Origin of the sequence: Undibacterium sp. Ren11W (genome assembly GCF_049340485.1) — a bacterium.
Lineage (GTDB): Bacteria > Pseudomonadota > Gammaproteobacteria > Burkholderiales > Burkholderiaceae_D > Undibacterium.
On record NZ_JBMPPB010000002.1, the window covers coordinates 238,967 to 263,013 of the forward strand.

Below are 24,047 nucleotides of genomic sequence, written 5' to 3' on the forward strand. Positions count from 1 at the left end.
GGGGCTTGCGCTCTGGGCATGGTACTTTTTTACTGTCTGATTCACCGTCTAAGCCTCGCAGTTCACCACACAACCAGCACGGATAGCGCATGCCCACTATGAATAAACCGCAGCATGCGCCACTCACACAGTTTGCAGTTCAGGATGGTTGTTTGCTGGTGGGCGGCATCCCTTTGACGCGGCTGGCTGTACGGGTAGGCAGTACGCCCTTCTATGCCTACGACAGAGCATTGCTGGATGCGCGCATCGTTCAGTTGCGGCAGATCCTCCCTGGCGGCGTGCAACTGCATTATTCTATCAAGGCCAATCCCATGCCGGCGCTGGTGCAGCACATGGCGGGCTTGGTCGATGGCCTCGATGTCGCTTCGGGCGGCGAATTAAAATGCGCCTTAGACAGCGGTATGCCTCCCGAACACATTAGTTTTGCCGGGCCCGGAAAAACCGATGCCGAATTAAGCCAGGCGCTGGCAGCGCAAGTGCTGATCCATCTCGAATCGGCCACGGAATTAGAACGCCTGAACCGCATAGCGATCGAACTTGGCATGCGTCCCAAAGTTGTGCTCAGAGTGAATCCGGATTTTGAATTAAAGTCTTCTGGCATGAAGATGAGCGGTGGCCCCAAGCCCTTCGGCGTCGATGCCGAGCAAGCGCCGCAACTATTGCAGCGCATCGGCATGTTGAAGATGGATTTCTACGGCTTGCAAATTTTCTGCGGTTCGCAAAATCTTAAAGCGCAGGCCATCATAGAAGCGCATGCGAATACTTTTGAACTGGCCTTGAGGCTGGCGGAATACGCGCCGCGACCTTTGCGTATGCTCAATATCGGCGGTGGCTTTGGGATTCCGTATTTTCCGGGCGAGAGCGCGCTCGATTTGCACAGTATCGCCGATCATTTACAACTATGGATGGAAAGACTGGCCACAGAATTACCTGAGGCCGCGGTGGTGTTAGAACTGGGTCGGTTTTTAGTCGGAGAGGCCGGTATCTACGTCGCCAGGCTGATCGATAAAAAAATCTCGCGCGGACAAACATTTTTGGTGACCGATGGCGGCATGCATCACCATCTGGCCGCGTCAGGTAATCTGGGTCAAGTCATACGTAAAAATTATCCGGTCGCGATAGCCAATAAAATCGGCAGCGAGAGCCTTGAGTTGGTCAATGTGGTCGGTCCGTTGTGTACGCCTCTGGATATTTTGGCCGATCAAATGCTCTTGCCTAAAGCAGAAGTCGGCGATTTACTGGTGGTATTCCAGTCTGGTGCCTACGGATTAAGTGCCAGCCCCAGTCAGTTTTTAAGCCATAGACCAGCCGTGGAGGTCTTGGTCTAATAATATTCACAATATGCCTGTGGCGGATGGCAGGCCCCAGTCCTAAATATGATGCAAAAAATACCAAAATTCATTACACTGCTAGCTAGGCAGCACAGACGCTAAAACAGTTTTTTTAACGGAAATTTATTCCCTACAACATGAATAATTTGTCATTCCTAAAGTATGTTTTATGCACCGCCCTAAGCTTGGCAGCTGCAGCATCGGTATGCGCCGCAGATTTTCCCAGCATTGTAAAAAATATCAAGCCCTCGGTGGTGGCGATCGCCACTTTTGAAAAAACCCGCGCTCCCGCCGTCAGTTTCTCTGGCACCGGTTTTGTGGTGGGCGATGGGCTGACCGTCATCACCAACGCCCATGTGGTCAATGGCTCATTTAAAGCGAACACCGAAAACGGCGCGGATGCTAGTCTGGGAATCTTGGTCGCCAAAGGCGAGGGCACAGAATTTAGAGCCGCCACCATCGTCGCCATCGATGAAGAACATGATCTGGCCAGACTCAGAGTCACAGGCAGTCCGATCCCGGCTTTAGAACTAGGCGACGCCGGCAGTGTGCTAGAAGGTCAGGCGATCGCGTTCACCGGTTTTCCGCTAGCGATCACTTTGGGCTTCCACCGTGCCACACATAAAGGCACGATCGCGGCGATTACGCCTATCGTTAAACCTGGAATAGATTCGCGCCGGCTCGATCCCAAAGTGGTGGCGCAACTACGCCGTGCACCGTATTCTGTATTTCAACTAGATGCCACCGCCTATCCGGGTAATAGCGGCAGTCCGGTCTACGACACCGAAACCGGGCGCGTCATTGGGGTCATCAATCTGGTCTTTGTGAAAGGCCTTAAAGAAACCGCAATCACCAATCCTAGCGGCATCAGTTATGCAATACCGGTTAACTTTGTCCAAGAATTACTGCAAAAAAAGATGTAAAGCCAGGCCCGCGATATCAGAAATGATGTCGATTTATTTTAATTTTATTGAGGTGAGAATTTTATGACTATCGTAGGCGTGGTAGGACTGGGATATGTGGGCATGCCGCTGGCAGTAGAGTTCGGTAAAAAAATGACGACGATAGGCTTTGATCTATCCGAAAAAAAAATCGCCAGTTACCAAAAATTTATTGATCCTACCGGCGAGCTGTCGACTCCGGAGTTAGAAGCTGCGCGCCACCTCAGCGTGAGTACCGATCCCAGCACTCTGGCGCAAGCCGATTATGTGGTGATCGCCGTGCCGACGCCGGTCGATCTGGCACATAATCCAGATTTCACACCGCTCATTGGTGCCAGCGTTACTGTAGGTAAGCACATGAAGCGCGGCGCCATCGTGATCTACGAGTCCACTGTGTATCCGGGCGCAACTGAAGAAGTCTGCATACCGGTATTGGAAAAACATTCTGGCTTGAAATGGAAAGAAGATTTTCATGTCGGTTTTTCACCCGAGCGGATTAATCCCGGTGACAAAGAACATACCTTAACCAGCATCTTAAAAATCGTCTCTGGCGATGATGCCGAGACCCTCGACAAAATTGCCAAACTGTATGAAACCATCATCCGCGCAGGCGTGCACCGAGCCACTAGCATCAAGGTGGCCGAGGCCGCCAAGGTCATAGAAAATACCCAGCGCGATCTGAATATCGCGCTGATGAACGAACTGGCGATTATTTTCGATATGATAGGCATCGATACGCTGGAAGTATTGCAGGCGGCTGGTACCAAATGGAATTTCCTGAACTTCCGTCCTGGTTTGGTAGGCGGCCATTGCATCGGTGTCGATCCTTACTACCTGACCCACAAGGCCGACATGCTGGGCTATCACCCACAAGTGATCTTAGCCGGTCGTAGAATTAACGACGGCATGGCCAAGTTTATCGCCGAAAAAGTCGTCAAAGAGATCATCAAGGCTGGCCATCATGTGAAAGGCTGCGTGGTGAACGTGATGGGCTTGACCTTCAAAGAAAATTGCCCGGATTTACGCAATTCTAAAGTAGCCGATATGATTTTTGAGCTGCAGTCTTACGGCGTCGATGTGCACATCCACGATCCTTTGGCCGATAGCGCCGAGGCGGAACATGAATACGGCCTGAAACTAGAAGCATGGGATGATTTACCGCTGGCTACGGTGACGATTGCCGCCGTCTCGCATGCAGAACTGATAGCGCGTCCCTTGTCCGACTACCAGGCTAAGTCAAGTGCCGACGCCTGCTTCGTCGATATTAAATCAAAATACGATCAAAGCGCCTTGCGCGCGGCGGGATTTACTGTCTGGCGTTTGTAATTTTACCTGTATTAAAAATGACTAAATTTGAAGATGTACAGCAAGTGCTACACAGTCATCAAGCCACCTGGTTAATCACCGGTGTGGCTGGTTTCATCGGTTCAAATTTGCTGGAAACTTTGCTCAAGCTGAATCAGAAAGTGCGTGGCCTGGATAATTTTTCGACGGGCTATCAGCATAATCTGGATCAGGTGCAGGCTCTGGTGGGACCCGACTTATTCAAGAATTTTCAGATGATAGTCGGTGACATCACCAATTTTAAAGATTGCCAGCTTGCCTGCCAGGGTGTCGATTATGTCTTGCACCATGCCGCGCTAGGCTCAGTCCCGCGCTCGCTGGAAGATCCTATCCTGACCAATGCGAATAACGTCACTGGCTACCTGAACATCATCACCGCCGCGCGCGACGCCAAAGTAAAGCGCTTTGTGTATGCGGCCTCCAGTTCTACCTATGGCGATCACCCCGATCTGCCCAAGGTCGAGGCGGTCATAGGCAAGCCCTTGTCACCGTATGCGGTCACCAAATATGTCAATGAACTGTATGCCGACGTGTTTGCGCGTTGCTATGGCCTCGATACTATCGGTCTGCGTTACTTCAATGTGTTTGGCCCGCGTCAGGATCCAAACGGTGCGTACGCGGCAGTGATACCGCAATGGGTGGCGGCTCTGATTAAAAACCGGACCTTGCATGTCAATGGCGACGGTGAAACCACGCGCGATTTTTGTTTTGTCGCCAACGTCGTACAAGCCAATTTGCTGGCTGCACTGAGCGACAATCCTGAAGCTGGCAACCAGGTTTATAACGTGGCACTCAACGATAGCACCAGCCTCAATCAGCTGTATCAAATGATGAAAGCCTTATTAATCGACGATTTCCCACATCTGGCGCAGCATCATGCCACTTACGAAAATTTTCGTAACGGTGACATCCGGCATTCTCAGGCGGACATTAGCAAAGCGAAGAAACTGCTCGGTTATCAGCCTACGCATAGGGTAGACCAGGGGCTGCATGAAGCCATGCAATGGTATAAGCAGAATTTGCTGAGCCAGGCTGAGTAAGCCCATGCGTCGCCAGCCAGGGTTTTATTGATGCGAGCAGTGCGCGTATTTACACGATTAGAAGACCTGCCTGCCGCCTATCAAAACTTGATGCTGGAGGCCGATGCTGCATCGAATTTTTTCGCTAGTTTTTCCTGGCTACAAACCTTGTATGCCGAATCGCTGGGAGCAGAGCACAGCTTGCGCCTGTATGGCTTAGAGAAAAATGGCCAAGCCTTGTTGTTGCTGCCGCTATGCGTTAAGGACAAAATTAATGCCCGCAAACACAAACTAGGGCGCTCGCCTGCTTTACTCGCCGCCTCCAATTACTATAGCTCGCTGTTCAGTCTGATACGCGCATCCGCTCAAGAAGTGACTGAGGACGATCTGAATTTTTTACTGCATCAGATTGCCCAAGAAGTGCCGCGCTGGAGCAGTCTCGATCTGCATCCGCTGGCGCTGGACAGCATGCAATTACCCGCAATCGAGAGCGCCTGCCGGGCGGCCGGGATGGCAGTGCAGCGCTATTTTTGTTTTGGAAATTGGTATCTCAAACTGAATGGCCGCAGTTTTCCTGAGTATTTCGAGAGCCTGCCATCGCGCCTGAAAAACACCCTAAAAAAGAAGCAAAAGCAAGCCGGCAAAAATAATAATTTGCAGTTCAAGCTGGTGCAAACTGAAGCTGAGTTGCCAAGCGCGTTGGCCGATTATGAACAAGTCTATCGCTCCAGCTGGAAGCCCTCTGAAGCGCAGCCACAATTTATCGCGGCCCTGATGCGCAGCTGCGCGCAACAAGGCAGCTTGCGGCTGGCGCTTGCCTACCTGGACGGGCAGGCGGTGGCAGCGCAATTCTGGATCGTGCATCGAGGCCGTGCCTTAATTTACAAGCTCGCCTACGATGAGCGCTACACGCCACTCTCTATCGGCTCTTTGCTCACCTGCCATATGATGCGCCAGGTGATAGAGATTGATGGTGTCAGCGAAGTCGATTATCTGACCGGCGACGATGCCTATAAACAGGATTGGATGTCAGATAGGCGCGAACGCTGGGGCCTGCGCGCCTACAACTTACGTAGCGCCACCGGCATCTTGGCGGCGTTCTGGCATTTAGGGCGGAAGCACAGCAAACGCCTGCTGCAGCGTATACAACGGGTTTTCAAAACATGATGCCGCCACAGCGCATATTCCATGCGGGTTTTCAGCCAGTCTGGCCGCTAAGCCGCATGGGATATGCGCCGTGGGCATGCTGTCTGGCGATGCGCTGTTGCGGCAGGGCGAATGAGATCAATTGGCGCAACAAATTGGGTTTTTTTTACCGCTAGCCAAGGTTTACATTTCTGCCAGATAGGATACAAGTGAAAAGTGGTGTAACCTTGAAAAACGTAGTGTTTGAATAAGAGTTTCTGTGGTTTAGCCCGTCTTTATGTGAGTCAACAAGGATTAACTATGTCGAACAGCAATAAAAAATATTCGTCGGTCGCCCTGCTTACCAGCACGCTGCTACTGGCTGTGAGTTTAAGTGCCTGTGGTAAGACCCAAAGCACGGATAAGTTTCTCGCTGATGCCAAACAGTATCAGCAAAAAGGCGACAATAAGGCTGCCATTATTCAGCTCAAAAACGCCTTACAACAAGACGCCAATAATAAAGACGCGCGCTACTTACTTGGCACTATCTATCTGGAAGCCGGCGATGCCCTGTCGGCAGAAAAAGAATTACAAAAGGCGGTCAGTCTGGGTGTCAGCCCTGCTACCGCCTTGCCCGGTCTCTCCAGAGCCAAGCTGATGTTGGGCAAAGCCCAGCAAGTTTTGGATGATACGGCGCAAGACCCGCGTGCTAAAACTGACCCGGCTTTCATCAGTCTGCGCGGCAACGCGTATATGGCTTTGGGCAAAAAGCCCGAGATGAAAGAGACTTTCGAACAGGTCTTAAAAATCGACCCGAATTATCCCGATGCCCTGATCGGTCTGGCCTCACTGGCCATTAGCGACGGCGATATGGAAGCTGCCCACCGGTATGCCGATATCGCGGTCAGCAAAAATCCAAAAAACAGCCGGGTGCTGATGTTTAAGGCAAATTTATTAAGAGCGCAAAGCAAGTTTCCTGAAGCCTTGACCGCTTTTGACGAGGCCGCCAAAGTCGAGTCCGAGAACGGTGCTGCCTTTGTCGCAAAAGCCGAGATTGAAATCGGCCTGAAAAAATATGAGGAAGCGCAAAAAGACATCCTTGCCGCTAAAAAAATTGGTGGCAATGCCGTACTGGTTTTTTACACTCAGGCTTTACTCGATTTCAGTCAGGATAAATTTGCACCAGCCTGGGAATCTCTGCAGCAAGTTCAAAAATTGGCACCCGATTATCTGCCAGGCTTACTCTTGTCCGGCTCAGTACAAATGGCGATGGGTTCGTATGCGCAAGCCGAGCGTTTTTTAAGAAAGTACCTGGAGAAAAATCCGAATAATCTGTACGCGCAAAAACTCTTGATCAGCAGCGTGATGAAGGGTGGCGACAGCAAAGCGGCATTGGCCCTGATCGAACCGCTGCTACTCACGCAGAAAGAGGATAGCCAGTTATTTGCGCTGGCCGGTGAATCCTATATGCAACAGAAAAACTTCAACAAAGCCACCGAGTCTTTCGAAAAAGCCAGTGCCTTGGCACCCAAATCGGTCGAGTATCACACCGCCCTGGGCCTGAGTAGGTTGAGTATGGGAGACAATGGTAGTGCCATCGCCGAGCTGGAAAAAGCGAAAGAGCTCGATGCCAAATCGAGCAACGCCGGAGTGCTGTTGATCATGACCCACATGCGCATGAAAGAAGGCGATAAAGCACTGGCAGCGGCCAACGCCTCCGAGAAAGAACAGCCTACTAATCCGGTCATACAAAACCTGAAAGGCGCGATTTATCTGGAAAAGAAAGACCTGGTAAAAGCCCGCGCCAGTTTTGAAAAAGCTCTGACCCTGCAAACGAATTATTTCCCCTCGGTGCTGAATCTGGCGCGCATGGATTATCAAGACAAGAAACCCGAAGCGGCCAGAAAACGCTTAGAAGCGGTGTTAGAGCAAGACAAGAAAAATCTGCAAGTGATCGTGGCGCTGGCCAATCTGGCGATCACTGAAAAGAAAGAGGCGGAAGCGAAAAAATGGCTATTGCTAGGCACTACCGAGCATCCGGATAATCCCGGTATTGCGCAAATGCAGACGCAATACTTGATGTCCTTGGGCGAAAAAGACAAAGCACTCGATCTTGCCAAAAAAGCCCAGGCCAGCCACCCCACCGAGGCGGACTTTATGGAATTGCTGGCGATGACCAAACTGGGCGTGGGCGACAAAGCCGGAGCCTTGGATAGTTATCAAAAACTGGCGGCCATGATGCCAGGATCGGCACAGAATCAATACAAGGTAGCCGGCGCGCATATCGGGCTCAATGATACTGCTGCTGCTATCGATGCCTTGAAAAAAACCCTGGGTATCGATCCGCATTATTTCGAGGCGCAACTGGCACTGGGCTCGCTACTGGCTAAAAAAGGCAGTCTCGACGAGGTGCTGACATTAAGCCGTCAGATTCAGAAAGACCATGACAAATCACCGGCCGGTTTCATCATGGAAGGCGATGTGCTAATGCAGCAGAAAAAAGCCGCCGCTGCCCTAACAGCCTACGAGAAGGCCTATAAACTCAACCAGAACGGTAACCTCATCATCAAGCTGCATGGCGCGATGCTGGCCGATGGCAAAGCCAAAGATGCCGATCTGCGCATCAATAAATGGCTCAAGGATCATCCAGCCGACAACGAGACCCGTATGTATCTGGCCAACTACAATATGCCGAACCAGAAGAATAAGTCGGCGTATATAGAGCAGCTACAACTGATCTTAAAAACTGCGCCTGAGAGTGTCATGGTCTTGAATAATCTGGCATGGGCCTACGGCGAAGAGAAAGATCCGCGCGCCCTGGAGTACGCCGAGAAAGCAAATAAATTGGCCGAGAACACGCCAGTGGTGATGGATACCCTGGGCTGGATCCTGGTAGAAAAAGGCGATCTGGCACGCGGCCTGCCCTTACTAGAAAAAGCCAGTGCCGGCATGCCTGAGGTACTCGACGTACGCTATCACTACGCCATGGCTTTGCTCAAATCAGGCGATAAAGCCAAGGCACAAAAAGAGCTGGAATACATCGTCGCCAGCAAAAAACCTTTTGCCAAGCTAGATGAAGTAAAGGCCTTGCTGAAATAAATCTGAGCTAACCATGCTAAGGCAGCCAAACCAGCTGACTTAGGATTGCCGCATACAGAGAAGGACATGCTGAGCTGAGCATGTCCTTTTTTTTCGCGTAAAAATCCGGCAAAGCATAGCGCATGCCAGCCCGCGTAGACCTGATTAGCGCAGCGTAATCGGGCGATGCAGAGACAATGCAAAAGCCAAAATGCCCCCTGCCACCACGCATAGCCCATGCGCTTCTCCAGGCATATAGGCCGCAAACCCGCACCGGATATGCGCGCTGGCAGGGGGGTGTTTTGAGATTCCATGCCCGGCAATATGTGATACGTCCTGGCTATCGACGCAAAGTACGCGGCCCCCAAAGCAGCGTGACGGTGATCGCTGCCAGGATGATGATGGCATAGCTGATCGAACCATCAGCCAACTCATAGCCGTGACGGCCACCGGGAAACGCAGTTCTGGCGGTGGTGCCAATCGCGTGCGCGATGAGCACCGCAAACAGCGAGCGATTCGAGTTGTTATAGATCCAAACAGTGATGACCCGGAAGGCAACGGTTGCCACTAGCCCCCAGATGATCAGTGGTGTGCTTTGTTCCATCTTGATCATGGACGGAAGATGCCACAAGGCCCAAGGCAGGCCGACCAACAGCGCTGTGCTGATGGCCGAGAATTTTTTTTGCAATGCATCGGTGGCGTAGGCGGTATAGCCCAGTTCTTCTACCGTTGCGGCTATCGTGAACATCGCCAGCGTGCCAGGCAATGCCATAGACAGATTGAGGTGCTGCGGAATCGGCAGCGCCGCCCATCTCATCACCGCGTAAGTCACTAAATATAGCGCTGGCAGTACCAGTATCGCCGCGATCAGCCATCGCCGGTCCTGGATCTTCTTGACGTCAAAGATGCGTGCCAGAAAACGCTGCAAACCTAGCTTGCCATTCTCGAGGTAGACCAGCAGGCAAGCGGCAATCAGAGGGCTTAGTGTGGCGCCGATATCGGTGACGGGAATATTATCCGGCAGCGCGCTCTTGCCTGAGCCTATGCTGATGATCCAAAAAGGCGCACTCAATCCCAGCACCAGAGCAAAAAATGCCAAAGGATGATTTTTCTTAATCTCTGGTGTAGTCATCGCCTGGCAGTCGTCATGCGCGTCTTTGTTGATGCTTCATGTTTTACATTTCAAGTTGCAAGTTGCAAAATTAACCGGTAAGAAAAAAAGCCGTAGGCCCGATTAATGCAGTGTAATCGGGCGCAAGCCGCGCTTACAAAAGCGGCACGGTGAGCCCGGCTACGGCGCATATTCTATGCGCGCTGGCAGGGGAGCTTTGAGTTTCCATGCGGCGCAATACGCTAGCGCTTATTGCTGCCCACACTTTTCAAATGCAGCGCTTTGACGACTTCGGCCACGGCCTCACCAAGCAGTAAATGCTGATCCAGATCAAGATGCACCCCATCGAGCTTGCTGGCCGTGATCACGCTGCCCGTATCGAAGAAATGGCAGCCCAGTTCTTCGCACACCTTGCGATAGGCGGCGGCCAAGCCCAGACATTTTTTTTCACCACCCTCAAATTTTGCTGCAATCGGGCCTTGCGGAGTGCGTAAGGCTGGCGGCACCAGCACCAGTATTGGTGGCACTGGCATGCCCGGTTCGATAGGCGCGCTGCGGATCGCCGCGACCAGTGCACTAATACCTTGCGCCGCATGCCAGGCCTTGTGCTCATGCATGGATTGAAAATCGTTGGTGCCCAACATCAGTATCACCAACGCTAACGGCGAGTGGATTTCTATACGTTGCGCCAAGCCGGCCAGCCCGTTACGCCCGGGTTTAAAAGGATCATCCCATACGGTACGCCGGCCATTCAGACAATCTTCGACGACGCGCACTTTTTGATCAGAACCAAGAGCGAGCTCCAGCACGCCCGGCCAGCGCTGCTCAAACAGTAAGCGCTGGCGCGTCATAGGAACCAGGCCCCAGGACAAAGAATCAGAATAGACGAGGATGTGTTGCATGGCGACTCCGGTGTAGGTTTTTTGAAGTTAGCATTGCGTAGCGGCGAGGTGGCCTGATACCAAAAATCAATTAGATATGCTTAGTTCTTTTTGTGAAAAGACGAGATAGAAGGCTGGCGGTTGCGAACCATATGGCAGACCAAAGACAAGCGAGCAGCAGCCAGCCCAGCAGTGATGGCGCGGCCCAGCCGCCGGACTCTGCCACCCCAAACACCGGAATACCCATTGCCTTAAGCGGCCACAGCGGGAAGTATATCGATCCCGCCAGCAAGGGCGCAATCGACGGCGGCGCGTATGCCAGCAACGTCAGGTGAATACCGGTCAATGTCGCAAAGATGCGCCAGCGAGTATGCATAAAAACCTAAAAAATAAGTATCTGGATTGAGCGCCTAAATTGAGCTAAAACTGTATCGGCGCTCAATTAAACAATGCCTCGCCATACTATGGATGGTCTCATTTAGATTCTAGCTGGCTTTAGTGAGTGCATAACTGTTCTTCGCATGGAATGCCGTCTCTATCGCCATCCATTTTTACGCCAGGGCAATTCGACAAAAAATACTTTGCCTCTGCGCATGAAGTCATTTGGCTGCAATGTTTTCGCTGATCGCACTTGAATGATGGGCGCGCTGAAACAGGCAGCTTGCTTGGTTCTGCTGCGGCGGCCTCAGGCTTAGCGGAGCTACTGGACTGCTGCTTGGGGCTGGTCGGGCGTTGCGCTTCTTGCGCCAGTTTCTTATGTCGCTCGGCATTGAGCTCTTCAACGGTAGGAGGCTTGCGGCTATCCGGCTGGCATGGGCCCTGCTGATAATTCACTATCCCATTGACGCTGCACTTGTACACCGGAGTGGCCAGCGCCACAGCAGATGTGAATAGCAGCTGGGCCAGGGCGAATGCCAAGACAATTGATTTAAACATTGGTAAAGCGAGCAGATGAGTGAAGCGCAATTTGCGATAGCCGTGCATGAGGTAAAGCCTAAAAAATAGATACTTCACCGAAATGGGCGAAGCGGAGGTGTGACACATGATGTTTTAAGATAAATCGCTCAAAACGCGCTTGCAACATGATTTTTCAGAGACGGACTGAAGATTTAATCGGTAAAAAAACCATAAAAAACCTTATTGCAATTGCTTTTCATTCTATCAATAAATTAGTAAATTTAACATTGTTTTATTTTAATTAGTGAGCTTTGCATACGCCTTATGCCTGAGCATACTCCCCCTAGTGTTTTTCTATTGCGCAATGAATATATGCGCAAATGGTCTATACTATTAAAAAAATAGGGGAGTATATCCTTTGGCTGGTTTTATCAGCATCGCTTTAAATGATGTCGATGCAGCCCCTTTTGCTCGCTTTGGTCGCTGTCTCGTCTAACGCGCTAAGGATGGAAAATGCCGCGACCTTGATAGCCACGCAATTAAGCAATACCTCACCAAAATTTCCACCAGCTTTTTGAGCGTTTGAAACACATCAAAGGGATTTGGCTGGGTTCTATCTGAGTTGGGTCTAACTCTCCCTCCAACTGATAGCCGAAAAATTCTAGCAATGCCGCTTCGCCTAGCTCTAAGGGGTGAAATACCAAGGGATAGGCAGAGGCATCTTCTTCCGGATCAAGCGCAGGATGTTGTCCATTCCAATACGGCTCTTCAAAGCTTAGTCGTGGTCCCAGGTCTTCAAGCACGCCACTGTCTGGCGACACGCTCAGCGATCTGAGGAGTTTTCCCTTTTTCCAGATCGCATAGGCAAACCAATCAACCACGCTATGCATCGCATGAAAATAAAGCGTATTGCCTAGCCTAGGGTCAAGAAATTTTGTCGGTAAGTGAGACGGGTAGTCGATCGCAAATTCTTTCGCTGCGATGATCGTCACCCCAGGATAGCAAGCGATGAATAAGTCCTTGCCACGCGGGCAGGTGAAAGATAAATCGACATCATCCTGCGGGTTTAGTCTGTGCTCTGGAAACAGCTTTTTGGCAAGAGCAAGGCTAGCAGGACGATCTAATGCAGGCTTGCCTCGCAGTAGCTCGCTCACATTGCCATTGCTGTACACCAGCATCCAGGTTTTTGCTCCCATTAACGCTTCCTTTTAATGTCCAGATCCACCGGTTTTGGATTGCCTTATACCGCGAAATTGAAACGCACCAAAGCAATGCTAAGAGCAAACAAATAGCCGTACGAAAAGCGGTCAATCCGTAACAACGATTGGCCACTACTTGCGCGCCAGGCACCAATGATAGTCATGGCCGCGCCCACCGCAATCGGGGTCGCAATGAGATTGAAAACACGCCAAGCCTGTGGCACCAGATTATTCGGAAAGACCAGCAGACTGAGGCCGCCGAGAATGGCACCTAACAGTATGAGAGCTATGGCTGCCAGCCAGGGATTTGGCGGCCGGCGTAACGGCTCTGCAAAAGAATGAAACCCTATTTCTATAAACGCTTCAACGATGACCTGAAGCAGAAACTCGCCAAGAAGTTCAAAGATAAACTCAATCATGGGGCGGCTTTCGCACGGGACAGGACGCAGTATTTGGCATAGTTTTAGGTTTTTTGGATGAGGGCCATTGGTAGACGACAGTCCGGTTGCACCCGAGCTTGGGCCAAGGAAAACCTTCAAAAGTTGAAGAGTGCATAGTCATTAGCGCGGCTGTTTGCTCAGCATCGCTAAACGTGTTTGCGCTTTCTGGTCGCCTGCTTTGGCCGCTTGCGAAAGTAGCGCGGTCGCTGCTTTCAAATCGCCTTTTGATTTCCGTTCTAGTCGGATCAGAGCGGCGTTGTAGGCGGCAATCGGGTTATCGTAACGCGCCGCTGTTTCAAATGCCCGCAAGGCACGTTCAGGGCAAAGATAGAAGGTATCCCAAGCTTCCCCGGCAGCGTTGATTCCCTCTGAATTTTTGTCGCGCAAAAAAGCCTCTTCATACGATGCTGGCCAGCCGACCACCATAGAGATAAACAATTCGCGCCCAGCCGGTATTTTGTAGAGCTCTCCTATGAAAACTGTAAACGCTTGGTGACTGGTCCTGGTCGAGCCATCCTCGGCGATCCAAAGAAAGCCATCAGCGCCTTCAACCGGAAAACCACCAAGTGCCTCGGAGAGTTTGCTTGCTAAGGATTTTTCGCCGTGAGCAGGCGGCACGCCGCTCCAGGAGGCTTTGAGAATTATCCGATTCACCTTTCCCTTAATATCTGGCCTTACCATTTTGGCGATATCTTCAATGCTGACAATGCGATTCTCTTTGTCGTAAAAACGCCATGGGCTAGCATGCATAAAGACAACGAGGGTAGTTGGATCTTGGTTTTCTTCAGTTTTCATTCCTGCGTATTTGAACAAAGCTTCAGCCGCACGCACACAATTATCGCCAGCCGCGCACTGCTCTAATGAAACTACACCCTTAAGCCCTCTGAAAGGCTTGCATTCGGCCAGCACGTGGCAACTGGCAGTCAGTAGCAGGGCTGATAGCAAAGTCTTCAAAACTTACTCCTAAAATGTGGCTCAACGCAAAAGTGATGCACGCTGCGCATTGCAGCTAGCACCAAGAAAGAACGATAGGGCGGCGTCACAATCAACGCTCATGTTTTGATCTCTTACCAAAATTTCCACCAAGGCTTTCGTCTTAGCGTGAATTTTTTATACTTTGCACTCAACACCCCGGCCATGCGTTCATAGTTTTCTCTGGTATCTGATACGTGATAATCTGACTCCAGGTCCTGGGCTAGCGTGCATTGATAGTCTTTGGTGTAATGGTCGTAGTACCACCCGGCGAACAGGGCACCTTTCTCATTGAGCATTTCGGAGAACAACTTTCCATCGCATTGCTCAAGTACGAATCTGCTACCGCTGATCTCATGCTTGCGAACTTGTTGCATAGGACCCGCCCAGTCACCGCCAGGGATTTCTCCCCACAGATCGTTATGTATAGCCCACGCAACGAACATTCCTATATGGGTGGCCGAATTTTCCTCGGGTAGATCCTCAGAAAATTCTTCGCTCGATAAATGCCAAGAGGTGTCGTCAAGTTTCGTCATAGGGATTTAAGGTTTTGAAAAGTTTTGAGTTAAGCGGCGTACGAGTTGAACGCCGAGTTAGCTTGGTGAGCGTAGACCCAAAATCCTAATAGAACGCATAGGCTCATTTGCTTAGCTCAATTTTTGAAATGCTGGTGCCAGGAGGTAAATCTTTAATTTGTTGATGCACTTGGCCGAGAACAGATAAATGTACCCTCCAGTCGGCTTGTTCGAAATTGTCATGCTCATAGCTGCCGCCCAATGACGCGGGCACTCTGGGTGAATAGCAGTTGCCCGGTGCAAGTGCGCCAAGCTGACGATGCAACTCCTGCAGTAGTTCATACTTTAGCCAGCTAGATACTTCGATGTCAGGCGCTGCGATACGAGCTTTAAGCGCGGCCCTATTGCTAGTTACTTTCGTGAATGCTCCAACGTTAGGGTCGAGTAAGAAAATGGGCTGTTGACCTAAGAAATTTGGTTTTGTGACGAACAGGTCGCCCATAGCGGTGAGCAAAAGCGCTTGCGCCTTAGATCCAACCAGCCAGCGCCAGTCTTCTAGCGCATCGCCGTGTGCCAGATCATTGATAGGTGCAAACAATTCGATATCGCTCATATGCATTTGGAGCCAAAGGCAGATGTGACGGGAGCACCGCCACGGTTTTAATAAAAAGCCCGTAACCAGCAATCGGTAGGGCAATGGGTTTCATCGATTGCGCCGCAAGTCGTCTATGAACAATTCCAATCGGCGCAATACGCCTGCGGCGACTGACTCCCTACTTATTGTGGCTTACGGCATTACCTAATGCGCCTTACGGCCTTTGAACCAACGAAAATATTCAAAAGTCGAAGAGTGCATAGTCGTTAGCGCGCCGGTTTGCTCAGCATTGCTAAACGTGTTTGCGCTTTCTGGTCGCCTGCTTTGGCCGCTTGCGAGAGTAGTGCGGTCGCTGCGGTCAAATCGCTTTTTGATTTCCGTTCTAGCCGGATCATAGCGGCGTTGTAGGCGGCAATCGGGTTATCGTAACGTGCCGCTGTTTCAAATGCTTGCAAGGCACGTTCAGGGCAAAGATAGAATATGTCCCAAGCTGCCCCGGCAGCATTGATGCCATTTGCGTTTTTGTCTCGCAAAAAGACATCTTCAAGCGAGGCTTGCCAGCCGACAAGCATTGATGCAAACACTTCGCTCCCCGATTTTATTTGGTAGGGACCACCTCCTTGGAAAAACGTCGTCGCTTGATGGGTAGTCCTGATCGAGCCATCCTTGGAGATCCAAAGAAATCCATCAGCCCCTTCAACCGGAAAACCACCAAGAGCCTCGGAGAGTTTGCGTGTTAAAGATTTTTCGCCGCGATCAGGCGACACTGCGCTCCAGGAGGCTTTGAGTACTATCCGCTTCACTCCTCCTTGAATATAGGGTTTCATCATTTCGGCAACATCTTCGATGTTGAGAATTCGCATTTCACTGTCGTATAAGTGCCATGGGCTAGCATGCGCGCTGAAATTGAGGACAGTTGGATCGTCACTTTCTTCAGTTTTCTTTGTTAAGTATTGATAAAACGCTTCAGTGGCAGGTACACAAGTATCGCCAGCCCTGCACGGTTCTAATGAAACCACGCCCTCAAGTCCCTTGAAAGGCTTGCATTCAGCCAGCACGTGGCAACTGGCAGTCAGTAGTAGGGCCGTTAGCAAAGTTTTCAAAACTTACTCCTAAAATGTGGTCCAACGCAAAAGTGATGCAGTGCCTCAGGCAGGCTAGAAAACACAAGCCTCACTTACTCGGCATTCGCTTGACTGCTGGCTTGGGTCGCGCTGCTCTTGAGCACATACACGACTTTTCCCACGAGAAGGTCATAAGGAAGTTGCCCCCAATATCGACTATCGTTTGCGTTATCCCGATTGTCGCCCATCAAGAACAAATGGCCCGGGTTGACGTCTGTTGAAAAATTCTTTGCCGGTGCGTCGTTTTCAATTGCAACCTGGTAGCTTGTCGGACCTGCAGCCTCGGTGAATATTTTGCTACGCAGCTGCGCAGTGCCGACTTCAGACGATAATGGTTTGCCGTTGATAAGGAGTTGTTTGTCGCTGTATTCGATATGGTCACCAGGCAAACCAATCACCCGGAAAACGTAATTTACGCTCCTATCGTTTGGGTATTCAAAGACCATGACATCTCCTCTTATGATGGCCGCACTCACCGGTTTTTTGGCGATTCGCAGGCCAGAACTCGTCTTGTAGTTGCCATAACCAAATTTCTGCACGACGATGTATGCGCCCTCTGGTATTGAAGGAAGCATGGACTGGGAGGGAATGTGAAATGGCTCATACAAAACGGCCCGAAAACAGACCATAGAACTGAACGCCGCTAGTGCTACGCCAAATAGCCCATACCAGCGACTGAACCACGCCCTGCTTCCGATTACATAGTCTCGGACCGAAATACGGTAGGCATGCACCGCAGCAAATAGAGATATCAGCACTTTCAGGGGCAGAACAAAACCTGACAATGCCAGCCAAAATTGTATGAGTCCCAATAGAATAACGAGTGCAAAGTAAACGCCTGCAAGTCGTAACTGATTCAAATAAAGCATTCCCAGCGGAGGGAAAATCATTGCCAGCACTGTCGCTGCCCACTTATTCGGCTTCCAGTTCATGCACATTCCTTTACGTGGTCCAATAGATAGGTCCGTCAACATGACGACTGAATCGGATTTTTGTTGCTTGGCATTTTCAGTTGAAACCATTTTCAGTTGAAACCTTAGTGATCCAACTTGCAGCTTCGCTTTCTAGCAATGTACGAAATCACCAACCCGCGTAAATAACGTAAAAAATGGTCTTGCGAGGCACTAAATATTATCATTAAAGTTAGCTAATTTAATATTTAATTGTTTTTTTTACCTGTCTTCATGGCTTGCGATATGCCTATCATGCCGGTTCAGTCAGATCAGTATAGGCATGCCATTGCGCAGCAAGGTGCTCTCGCTAAAGGGCATACTCCCCCTAGTGTTTTTTGTTGCGCAATGAATGTATGGGCAAATGGCCTATATTATAAAAAAGTAGGGGGAGTATATTCTTTGGCTGGTTTTTGATGGGGCTGCCAGCAAAGTCTCAGCGTAGAAATAAGTTAAAGCGAAGCTGAGCACTTTGCTGTTGGTTACTTGCGCGGGTGTCACGCTCCAGAGCAATTCTTTGCGACCAAGGCTAACGCGATAAAGAAGCCAAGAATGATGGCATTGAGTAGCCATTGTCTTTTCTTTGTGCCGCGAACTATCGATTGAATTTCTAGCTCGGCGGCCTTCTTCAGTTCGTCATCGTCGGGATGATTGTAGGTTTCTGTCGCAGTACGATAGGTCTCAAACTCATCGCCCCGAACACGCGCGTTGAGCTGCTGAGCTAGCTTCAGCATTTCAATAATTGCTAACTCTGATGGGTTCTTGGTCCAGAGTTCTCCATCTTGCAGCCAAACTGTGAGGGTTTGCTTAGCGTCGATGTCGATGCTACAAGTTGCTTCAAGGCGCGTTTCATCGAATTTCCACGCTGGCATAAGTGAAACAGCCGCAGCAACTTCTGCCGCCCCAATTGGATTAGATGTTCTTATGATTGAAACGTGGTAGCTCATGATTAGCTTAAAGTGAAGCCCAGCGTCTTAGCTGAGGATTAAATGCAAGCAGCAATGCGATCATAGAGAAAAGCAGACGGCGAATATGCGTAGTTAGCGGTGCTAGAAAAGTGCTTAAAGTTAGCGCTAAACTGCAAGGCATAAGGCGCTATCGAGCTGATCGATGGCCCGTATTTACAAAAAGAATTCCATACGGCGCAATACGCCTGTGGCGATTGACGTCCTACTTATTGTGGCTTACGGCGTACTTTGATAAGAGCGTATTCTGATCATGCATCAATCTCCAGCCTCCACGCTCCTTGTTGAATACCAAGCTGAGCAAGTAATGCATCTTGTATTCGACTCCAGCCTCGTCCAGGTCCGCGTATTTAACATCAAGCACGGCGACGCCAGCGTTGGCATTGGATGTCGTGCTTAATATTTGATATGACCACGACCAGTCCCGATCAGCCAGCCAAGCTTGAGTTGATTTCTTGAACTCTGCGCTGGACTTCGAAAGTCGGCCATTGGGTAAGATGAAAGTCAAAGTATCAGCTTCAGTTAAGGTCGACTCAAACGCGACCCAATCTCTGTTTTCAATCGCCGCAAGATGTGTGCTAAGTGCCGCATCAAAGCTCGTCGTGTTGGCTACTACAGGCACCTGCCATAACAATGGCAGCATCAAGGCAAGGCGACGAATACTGATTGATGTTTTCATGTGATATCCGGAAAAACTGAGATGTCTCTTGGTGGCTAGGTATGTCCGTCAGCGCGACTGGTGCAAAGGACTTTTGTCGCAAAATATGTTGAGAGAAAACTCTCTTAAGCCTACTTGCAGATTCGCTTTCAAACCATGCAGCGTATCTTCAATCAGCATTAAAAAAAGCACTACGAAGCAATTAAATTTTAGCATCAAAAAATAGTTAATTTGATATTTATTTTGGTTTTTGCATACGAATACTGGTCATACTCCCCCTAGTGTTTTTTTATTGCGCAATGGATATATGCGCAAATGGCTTAATTCATTAAAAAAATAGGGGAGTATATTCTTTGGCTGGTTTTTGATGGGGGGGGCTACCAGCAAAGTGCTCAGCGTCGCTTTAGCTTGTTTCTATGCTGAGCACTTTAATTTGGGCAATCACGGTTTTGCCCTCATGTACTTTTCGAAGTTGGCGATGTAATCGTCAAGATTGTCTTTGAGCATCTCTCTATACTGAATAAGAAAATAATCAATTGTTTCATTTCGTGCTGCGCTCATGTCACTTGCAGACTCAAAGCCGCGTGCGCTTACCCATGCATTAAACCGGGCTACGCTGTACATCATTGAGGCGCTTACTTTTCCAATGCCGACATCGTTCAGTTGCTCATTCGAGAGATTGATGTGCGCGTCGGCGCGTGCGTAGAAGGAATCATCAACTATTTCAGTCATTGTAAATACCTGTGCTGGTTATCAATGTGCTTAGCATCACTTAATTTTATTTCGATGTTAACCGCTTTAGTTTTTTTTCGTTTCTCTTTAATTCTAGTTCAGACTTCAAGTCCTAATACGCTAGACATCGCGATTATGCCGCGATGCAATTCACTTTTCAGTATCGATGTGCAGTGCCAGCAGCTTGCAGCTGGCTTGCCCTACGCTGGCGATATGAAACTGCAGCGGGCCGGCGGTGCTTGAGACTGCGTTGATCCAATATCCCTGATAGTGGTAGGACGCTGGCAAATCGGTAGCGCCTATAGATACGCGCTGATGTTGTGCAAAGCGGGCGCTAGCGACTTCCTGCAGTTCGCTTAGTTGTCCGAGATTTTCAAGCTGGCCTTGCAAGGGCAGCGCCAGCTCTGACGGCTGAGCGAACCAGGCAGCAAGTTCTGTCGTCTTGCCCGCCGCCAGTAGACGCGCCGCCTGCAAGCCGCAAGACTCGTTAGCCTGAGCGTCAAATGCAAGAATTAATACAAGAATGGAGGAAAATAGAGGGCGAATATACATATTGGTGGTGCTGAAAAAGGGGGGGGGAAATCGCGTAGGGTGGGCACAGCATCATCGTGCCCACGCGTAAGGCTCAAACAACACATCAGCTTAGCCCATCAAACCAAATCCTCCATGCATCGATTTCGGTTCATCTCTGCGTGGGCACAAAAACCTGCCCACCCTATCAGGCTCGACGGAATTGTTAGGTCTCATAGTGAAGCAATCAGTTGCTGTACGGCAGCAGCCTTCCACACAATACCAATGTCAGACTCGGCGTTGATTCTGCCACTGTAGATGCCGATAAATTTCCATACCGGACCAGCAAACGCAGCGGCTCCCCCATCAGCCATCGCAACCATTCCGCCGCTACGGTAGGCGATGACAGGTGAGCCTGACTGTCCTTGGCGGCTCCGACAATCTATGAGCTGTATTGGAAGATTGTTGAAGTCCACCTCAGGCTCAGATGCAAGAAAACCCGTAGCCCAAACTCCGAAAGCGCCACCAGCCGTCATGCCAAACGGAAAGCCGACAACACTTACGGTATCTGCAGTGCCGACAAAAAGTGCTGGCCCAGGGTTGCTTGGGTCGTAAGGAAATACTTCGACATCTGTTAGGTCTGAAAGGGGCAACGCTACAAAATCAGCTAGGGCCCCTAAGGTTGGATGTTCTTTCCAGAGCGGTGTATCACCGGCGTACAACGGCTCTTTTTTCAAGACCCATTGGCCGAGAAACCCCTTGCGGTTGTGTACAACAACAATTTCATTTGGAATGCCTCCCGTAGGGGACAACGGCGCGTTGGTATCTTGACGTCGGCCTGTAACGTTATGGCGGTTCGTTATGAGATGCGGCCCCTTGACTGTGGCAACAACAAATGCAGTTCCAGTGGAAAGCGGCTGACCGTTGAACTTCATTTCTATCAACAAGGATTGAACAGATGGCTGAGCGATGTTGGCCATTCGAAAGACCTAACGCTGAAATGACCGACGCAAAGCGCCCGTGTCGATTGTTGAGTTAAAAGTTTTGACCACGTGAACTCCTTGATTCCTCTGCAGGACTATGAGGTCGGCAATTGTTACCTGCGGCGGCGCAGTGCATTTTTCCATTGTCATCGATTATTTCGCATTTACAGACGTATGGCGTGCCTAATGCAGAACGAAAATAATGATATTTATGATCAAACGCTTGATTAAATTTTACTGTGATTACTGCCTTCGAAACCCATGCTGCCGAAATACCTTGTCCTTTAAGCCTTGCTTCAAGCATCGCACGATAAAAAGCGATGAGAGAAGCAAACTGATCGGTAGGTGGTGAAATGGCGCCACTCAACAAATCAATCGAAACAGTATCTACATTTCCCGAATTAGCGAAAGAGAATAATTTTCCGATACCCCAGTAGCCGCCAACATCATTGTTTCGACTATTGAACGAACCAATTAGGCCGCTGCTGACACTACCTAAATTCGTTCGTCGCGCCACAATAATCCCTGACTTTTAACTAGATATGTCCGTCACCGTGACGGGCGAAACGGACGGGTGTCACATAAAAATTTAAGTGCAAGCTCTCAAAACCCAAGTCCAGCTTGGCTTTTCTGAGATGTACTGTAAATGCGGTGAGTACTAAAAAAATCGTGAAAAGCGTCATTGCTGTCGTCTTTCATTCTATCAATAATATTAACATATTTGAAATTAATTTCAATTTTCATTGCTCAGAATGCTAGCCATCTGCGCGCGTTGCCAGCTTAGTCAGCGTCGCCTTTTTGTTTGTTTTCTTACGCGCCTGGCTGGGCTTTTCGAACATACTCCCCCTAGTGTATTTTTATTGCGCAATGAATATATGCGTTAATTGCCTATTTTATTAAAGAATTGGGGGAGTATGCATTTTTGCGCCTCAGTGTTGAGCGGATCGCAGGCGGCTGAACGGTTATGAGAAGTCGCTACTTATTCACTGGCGCTTGACAGCATATCCATTAAATTGGACAATTACTCCATTATGAAAGAATCCAATTCCAACAACGACGACCTGAATCTAAGGATTGCCAGGCGAATTAGCGGCTTGCGGGCTGAGCGTGGCATGTCGCTTGATGCGCTGGCGAGCAAGTGCCATGTCAGCCGTTCTATGATTTCTTTGATAGAGCGCGGCGAGAGTAGCCCTACCGCGGTGGTCTTGGATAAGCTGGCTTTCGGCCTCGGTGTGACTTTGGCCTCTTTGTTTGAAGAGCCGCAAGACGCGGCCAGCCCTTTGGTGCGGCGCGCCGAGCAATTGCTGTGGACCGATCCGCAATCTGGCTATATGCGCAGAAATATCTCGCCGCCGCATTTTCGCTCGCCGCTACAGATTGTTGAAGTGCTGTTTCCGGCGGGTGCTAGCGTCAGTTATCAGGCGGGTCAGCGCGACAGCGGGATACCGCAGCAGATCTGGCTGATCGAAGGCAGTATGGAAATCATCTCGGGCGGTATTCACTATAGTTTGCACGAAGGTGATTGTCTGGCCATGCAAGAACACCATGAAATTGTCTATCACAATAGCAGCGCCTTGCCAGCGCGTTATCTGGTGGTGATCAATAGCGATTTTTCTCACCCCACCAGGAGATAGTCTTGCAGCCCATTTTTACGATACAGCAAATTAATGCACTCGCTACGCCCGACGATCTGCCCGCTTTGAGCGAGCTACTGATCGATTGTGTCGCGGGCGGTGCCTCGGTCAGTTTTATGCAGCCTTTAGCGCCGGCCAAGGCGGATGCTTTTTGGCTAGCTGTCATCAGTAGCGCGGCGGCGGCACAACGCGTCTTGCTGGTGGCGAGAAATCCTGCCGGGCATATCGTCGGCAGTGTGCAAGTAATTACTAGCCAACCAGAGAATCAGCCGCACCGCGCCGATATTTCTAAATTATTGGTGCACCGTAGCGCCCGTTGTCAGGGTATCGCTGCCGCCTTGATGGATGCCGCCGATGTGGCTGCGCGCGCTGCGGGAAAAAGTTTACTGGTGCTTGATACCGCCACTGGTGGTGGGGCTGAGAGCCTGTACCAAAGACTGGGCTGGATACAGTGCGGCATGATTCCTGATTATGCGCTGTGGCCGCAAGGTGGGCTTTGTTCGACCACGCTGTTTTATAAAGCTTTGTCTGCGGGAGTGAGTGTATGAGTACCAGCATTGGCGTGACGAAAGACGCAGTGTATATCACTTTTGAAGCCGCCGATCAGCCAGATGTTTTGGCGCTGATTGCCGAACTCGACGTGTATCAACATACGCTGTATCCACCTGCCAGCGTGTATGCACTTGACCTTGTTAGCGTGCAGCAAGAACAGCTGCTCCTGGCAGTCGCCCGCGACGCCCAGGGTGTGGCGCTAGGATGTGGCGCTTTGTTATTGACGGCGAGCTATGGCGAACTCAAGCGCATGTATGTAAGCCCTGGCCAACGTGGACGCGGTATCGCAACAAGCATCTTGGTGACTTTGGAAAATGCCGCAAAAAAATCTGACTGCAGGCAACTGATGCTGGAGACCGGCACCTTACAGCCGCAAGCCCAGAGTTTGTACGCGCAGGCCGGTTATAGTGTCTGCGCTGCATTTGGTGGCTATCCTGAGGATGCCTATAGCGTGTTCATGCAAAAGCGTCTGGACGAGGCGGCCTAAACAG

General features: G+C 50.2%; 26 protein-coding genes. 10 read left to right on the forward strand and 16 right to left on the reverse strand.

Annotated features, from left to right (window positions below):
• The first annotated feature begins 89 nt into the window (after positions 1-89).
• The 6 genes from ACO0K8_RS07680 (at position 90) to prsT (ending at position 8,859) form a co-directional block, all read left to right on the forward strand.
• Positions 90-1,328: a pyridoxal-dependent decarboxylase, exosortase A system-associated gene (locus tag ACO0K8_RS07680; protein WP_422946064.1), complete on the forward strand. Its 1,239-nt coding sequence runs from the start codon at positions 90-92 to the stop codon at positions 1,326-1,328.
• 140 nt (positions 1,329-1,468) lie between these two features.
• Complete coding sequence (locus ACO0K8_RS07685; RefSeq protein WP_422946065.1) at positions 1,469-2,254, forward strand: S1 family peptidase; 786 nt, start codon at positions 1,469-1,471, stop codon at positions 2,252-2,254.
• Between the two features lie 63 nt (positions 2,255-2,317).
• Positions 2,318-3,598: a nucleotide sugar dehydrogenase gene (locus ACO0K8_RS07690; RefSeq protein ID WP_422946066.1), complete on the forward strand. Its 1,281-nt coding sequence runs from the start codon at positions 2,318-2,320 to the stop codon at positions 3,596-3,598.
• 17 nt (positions 3,599-3,615) lie between these two features.
• On the forward strand, positions 3,616-4,656 hold the full coding sequence (locus ACO0K8_RS07695; RefSeq protein WP_422946067.1) for an SDR family oxidoreductase: 1,041 nt from the start codon (positions 3,616-3,618) through the stop codon (positions 4,654-4,656).
• Between the two features lie 39 nt (positions 4,657-4,695).
• The gene (locus tag ACO0K8_RS07700; RefSeq protein ID WP_422946068.1) at positions 4,696-5,802 is read left to right on the forward strand and encodes a GNAT family N-acetyltransferase; all 1,107 of its coding nucleotides are present in this window, start codon (positions 4,696-4,698) and stop codon (positions 5,800-5,802) included.
• 279 nt (positions 5,803-6,081) lie between these two features.
• Positions 6,082-8,859, forward strand: coding sequence for an XrtA/PEP-CTERM system TPR-repeat protein PrsT (prsT, locus tag ACO0K8_RS07705; RefSeq protein WP_422946069.1), 2,778 nt, complete (start codon positions 6,082-6,084; stop codon positions 8,857-8,859).
• A gap of 319 nt (positions 8,860-9,178) precedes the next feature.
• On the opposite strand, the gene ACO0K8_RS07710 is transcribed toward prsT, so the two are convergent.
• Entirely contained in the window at positions 9,179-9,970 is a 792-nt protein-coding gene (locus ACO0K8_RS07710) for a CPBP family intramembrane glutamic endopeptidase (protein ID WP_422946070.1), read from the reverse strand.
• A 221-nt stretch (positions 9,971-10,191) separates the two neighbouring features.
• Positions 10,192-10,851: an SGNH/GDSL hydrolase family protein gene (locus tag ACO0K8_RS07715; protein WP_422946071.1), complete on the reverse strand. Its 660-nt coding sequence runs from the start codon at positions 10,849-10,851 to the stop codon at positions 10,192-10,194.
• 131 nt (positions 10,852-10,982) lie between these two features.
• On the opposite strand from ACO0K8_RS07715, the gene ACO0K8_RS07720 reads away from it, so the two are divergent.
• Positions 10,983-11,165, forward strand: coding sequence for a hypothetical protein (locus ACO0K8_RS07720; RefSeq protein WP_422946072.1), 183 nt, complete (start codon positions 10,983-10,985; stop codon positions 11,163-11,165).
• 160 nt (positions 11,166-11,325) lie between these two features.
• Here ACO0K8_RS07720 and ACO0K8_RS07725 read toward each other — a convergent pair whose 3' ends face one another.
• From ACO0K8_RS07725 to ACO0K8_RS07790, 14 genes are all read right to left on the reverse strand, one after another.
• The gene (locus ACO0K8_RS07725) at positions 11,326-11,874 is read right to left on the reverse strand and encodes an excalibur calcium-binding domain-containing protein (RefSeq protein WP_422946073.1); all 549 of its coding nucleotides are present in this window, start codon (positions 11,872-11,874) and stop codon (positions 11,326-11,328) included.
• A 404-nt stretch (positions 11,875-12,278) separates the two neighbouring features.
• Positions 12,279-12,923: a DUF6928 family protein gene (locus ACO0K8_RS07730; protein ID WP_422946074.1), complete on the reverse strand. Its 645-nt coding sequence runs from the start codon at positions 12,921-12,923 to the stop codon at positions 12,279-12,281.
• A gap of 44 nt (positions 12,924-12,967) precedes the next feature.
• Positions 12,968-13,345, reverse strand: a complete 378-nt coding sequence (locus tag ACO0K8_RS07735) for a hypothetical protein (RefSeq protein ID WP_422946075.1) — start codon at positions 13,343-13,345, stop codon at positions 12,968-12,970.
• A gap of 141 nt (positions 13,346-13,486) precedes the next feature.
• Positions 13,487-14,320 (reverse strand): hypothetical protein, encoded by an 834-nt coding sequence (locus tag ACO0K8_RS07740; protein WP_422946076.1) that lies wholly within the window; start codon positions 14,318-14,320, stop codon positions 13,487-13,489.
• A gap of 113 nt (positions 14,321-14,433) precedes the next feature.
• Complete coding sequence (locus ACO0K8_RS07745) at positions 14,434-14,874, reverse strand: hypothetical protein (protein WP_422946077.1); 441 nt, start codon at positions 14,872-14,874, stop codon at positions 14,434-14,436.
• Positions 14,875-14,977: 103 nt separating this feature from the next.
• Complete coding sequence (locus ACO0K8_RS07750; protein ID WP_422946078.1) at positions 14,978-15,466, reverse strand: T6SS immunity protein Tdi1 domain-containing protein; 489 nt, start codon at positions 15,464-15,466, stop codon at positions 14,978-14,980.
• Positions 15,467-15,714: 248 nt separating this feature from the next.
• Positions 15,715-16,551 (reverse strand): hypothetical protein, encoded by an 837-nt coding sequence (locus ACO0K8_RS07755; RefSeq protein ID WP_422946079.1) that lies wholly within the window; start codon positions 16,549-16,551, stop codon positions 15,715-15,717.
• 74 nt (positions 16,552-16,625) lie between these two features.
• Positions 16,626-17,594: a signal peptidase I gene (gene lepB, locus ACO0K8_RS07760; protein ID WP_422946080.1), complete on the reverse strand. Its 969-nt coding sequence runs from the start codon at positions 17,592-17,594 to the stop codon at positions 16,626-16,628.
• A 425-nt stretch (positions 17,595-18,019) separates the two neighbouring features.
• Complete coding sequence (locus ACO0K8_RS07765; protein WP_422946081.1) at positions 18,020-18,469, reverse strand: hypothetical protein; 450 nt, start codon at positions 18,467-18,469, stop codon at positions 18,020-18,022.
• Positions 18,470-18,692: 223 nt separating this feature from the next.
• A complete protein-coding gene (locus tag ACO0K8_RS07770; RefSeq protein ID WP_422946082.1) occupies positions 18,693-19,166 on the reverse strand; it encodes a nuclear transport factor 2 family protein in 474 nt (157 codons plus the stop codon).
• A gap of 420 nt (positions 19,167-19,586) precedes the next feature.
• Positions 19,587-19,877, reverse strand: a complete 291-nt coding sequence (locus ACO0K8_RS07775) for a DUF3144 domain-containing protein (protein WP_422946083.1) — start codon at positions 19,875-19,877, stop codon at positions 19,587-19,589.
• A gap of 150 nt (positions 19,878-20,027) precedes the next feature.
• The gene (locus ACO0K8_RS07780; RefSeq protein WP_422946084.1) at positions 20,028-20,429 is read right to left on the reverse strand and encodes a hypothetical protein; all 402 of its coding nucleotides are present in this window, start codon (positions 20,427-20,429) and stop codon (positions 20,028-20,030) included.
• A gap of 191 nt (positions 20,430-20,620) precedes the next feature.
• Positions 20,621-21,367: a trypsin-like peptidase domain-containing protein gene (locus ACO0K8_RS07785; protein ID WP_422946085.1), complete on the reverse strand. Its 747-nt coding sequence runs from the start codon at positions 21,365-21,367 to the stop codon at positions 20,621-20,623.
• Between the two features lie 55 nt (positions 21,368-21,422).
• Positions 21,423-21,887 carry a hypothetical protein gene (locus tag ACO0K8_RS07790; protein ID WP_422946086.1) on the reverse strand — a complete coding sequence of 155 codons (465 nt, stop codon included), beginning with the start codon at positions 21,885-21,887 and terminating at the stop codon, positions 21,423-21,425.
• 514 nt (positions 21,888-22,401) lie between these two features.
• Between ACO0K8_RS07790 and ACO0K8_RS07795 the strand changes: the two genes are divergently transcribed.
• From ACO0K8_RS07795 to ACO0K8_RS07805, 3 genes are read left to right on the forward strand one after another with little or no spacing between them, the layout of a single operon-like run.
• Positions 22,402-23,004: a helix-turn-helix domain-containing protein gene (locus ACO0K8_RS07795; protein WP_422946087.1), complete on the forward strand. Its 603-nt coding sequence runs from the start codon at positions 22,402-22,404 to the stop codon at positions 23,002-23,004.
• A gap of 2 nt (positions 23,005-23,006) precedes the next feature.
• Positions 23,007-23,552 carry a GNAT family N-acetyltransferase gene (locus tag ACO0K8_RS07800; protein ID WP_422946088.1) on the forward strand — a complete coding sequence of 182 codons (546 nt, stop codon included), beginning with the start codon at positions 23,007-23,009 and terminating at the stop codon, positions 23,550-23,552.
• Positions 23,549-24,043, forward strand: a complete 495-nt coding sequence (locus ACO0K8_RS07805) for a GNAT family N-acetyltransferase (protein WP_422946089.1) — start codon at positions 23,549-23,551, stop codon at positions 24,041-24,043. The genes ACO0K8_RS07800 and ACO0K8_RS07805 overlap by 4 nt, the downstream gene beginning before the upstream one ends.
• Positions 24,044-24,047 lie beyond the last annotated feature (4 nt).

Coding starts and splice junctions, on each gene's coding strand:
- ACO0K8_RS07680 (WP_422946064.1), top strand. CDS start 90: ATGCCCACTATGAATAAACCGCAGCATGCGCCACTCACACAGTTTGCA.
- ACO0K8_RS07685 (WP_422946065.1), top strand. CDS start 1,469: ATGAATAATTTGTCATTCCTAAAGTATGTTTTATGCACCGCCCTAAGC.
- ACO0K8_RS07690 (WP_422946066.1), top strand. CDS start 2,318: ATGACTATCGTAGGCGTGGTAGGACTGGGATATGTGGGCATGCCGCTG.
- ACO0K8_RS07695 (WP_422946067.1), top strand. CDS start 3,616: ATGACTAAATTTGAAGATGTACAGCAAGTGCTACACAGTCATCAAGCC.
- prsT (WP_422946069.1), top strand. CDS start 6,082: ATGTCGAACAGCAATAAAAAATATTCGTCGGTCGCCCTGCTTACCAGC.
- ACO0K8_RS07710 (WP_422946070.1), bottom strand. CDS start 9,970: ATGACTACACCAGAGATTAAGAAAAATCATCCTTTGGCATTTTTTGCT.
- ACO0K8_RS07715 (WP_422946071.1), bottom strand. CDS start 10,851: ATGCAACACATCCTCGTCTATTCTGATTCTTTGTCCTGGGGCCTGGTT.
- ACO0K8_RS07720 (WP_422946072.1), top strand. CDS start 10,983: ATGGCAGACCAAAGACAAGCGAGCAGCAGCCAGCCCAGCAGTGATGGC.
- ACO0K8_RS07725 (WP_422946073.1), bottom strand. CDS start 11,874: ATGTGTCACACCTCCGCTTCGCCCATTTCGGTGAAGTATCTATTTTTT.
- ACO0K8_RS07730 (WP_422946074.1), bottom strand. CDS start 12,923: ATGGGAGCAAAAACCTGGATGCTGGTGTACAGCAATGGCAATGTGAGC.
- ACO0K8_RS07735 (WP_422946075.1), bottom strand. CDS start 13,345: ATGATTGAGTTTATCTTTGAACTTCTTGGCGAGTTTCTGCTTCAGGTC.
- ACO0K8_RS07745 (WP_422946077.1), bottom strand. CDS start 14,874: ATGACGAAACTTGACGACACCTCTTGGCATTTATCGAGCGAAGAATTT.
- ACO0K8_RS07750 (WP_422946078.1), bottom strand. CDS start 15,466: ATGAGCGATATCGAATTGTTTGCACCTATCAATGATCTGGCACACGGC.
- lepB (WP_422946080.1), bottom strand. CDS start 17,594: ATGGTTTCAACTGAAAATGCCAAGCAACAAAAATCCGATTCAGTCGTC.
- ACO0K8_RS07765 (WP_422946081.1), bottom strand. CDS start 18,469: ATGAGCTACCACGTTTCAATCATAAGAACATCTAATCCAATTGGGGCG.
- ACO0K8_RS07770 (WP_422946082.1), bottom strand. CDS start 19,166: ATGAAAACATCAATCAGTATTCGTCGCCTTGCCTTGATGCTGCCATTG.
- ACO0K8_RS07775 (WP_422946083.1), bottom strand. CDS start 19,877: ATGACTGAAATAGTTGATGATTCCTTCTACGCACGCGCCGACGCGCAC.
- ACO0K8_RS07780 (WP_422946084.1), bottom strand. CDS start 20,429: ATGTATATTCGCCCTCTATTTTCCTCCATTCTTGTATTAATTCTTGCA.
- ACO0K8_RS07785 (WP_422946085.1), bottom strand. CDS start 21,367: ATGGCCAACATCGCTCAGCCATCTGTTCAATCCTTGTTGATAGAAATG.
- ACO0K8_RS07795 (WP_422946087.1), top strand. CDS start 22,402: ATGAAAGAATCCAATTCCAACAACGACGACCTGAATCTAAGGATTGCC.
- ACO0K8_RS07805 (WP_422946089.1), top strand. CDS start 23,549: ATGAGTACCAGCATTGGCGTGACGAAAGACGCAGTGTATATCACTTTT.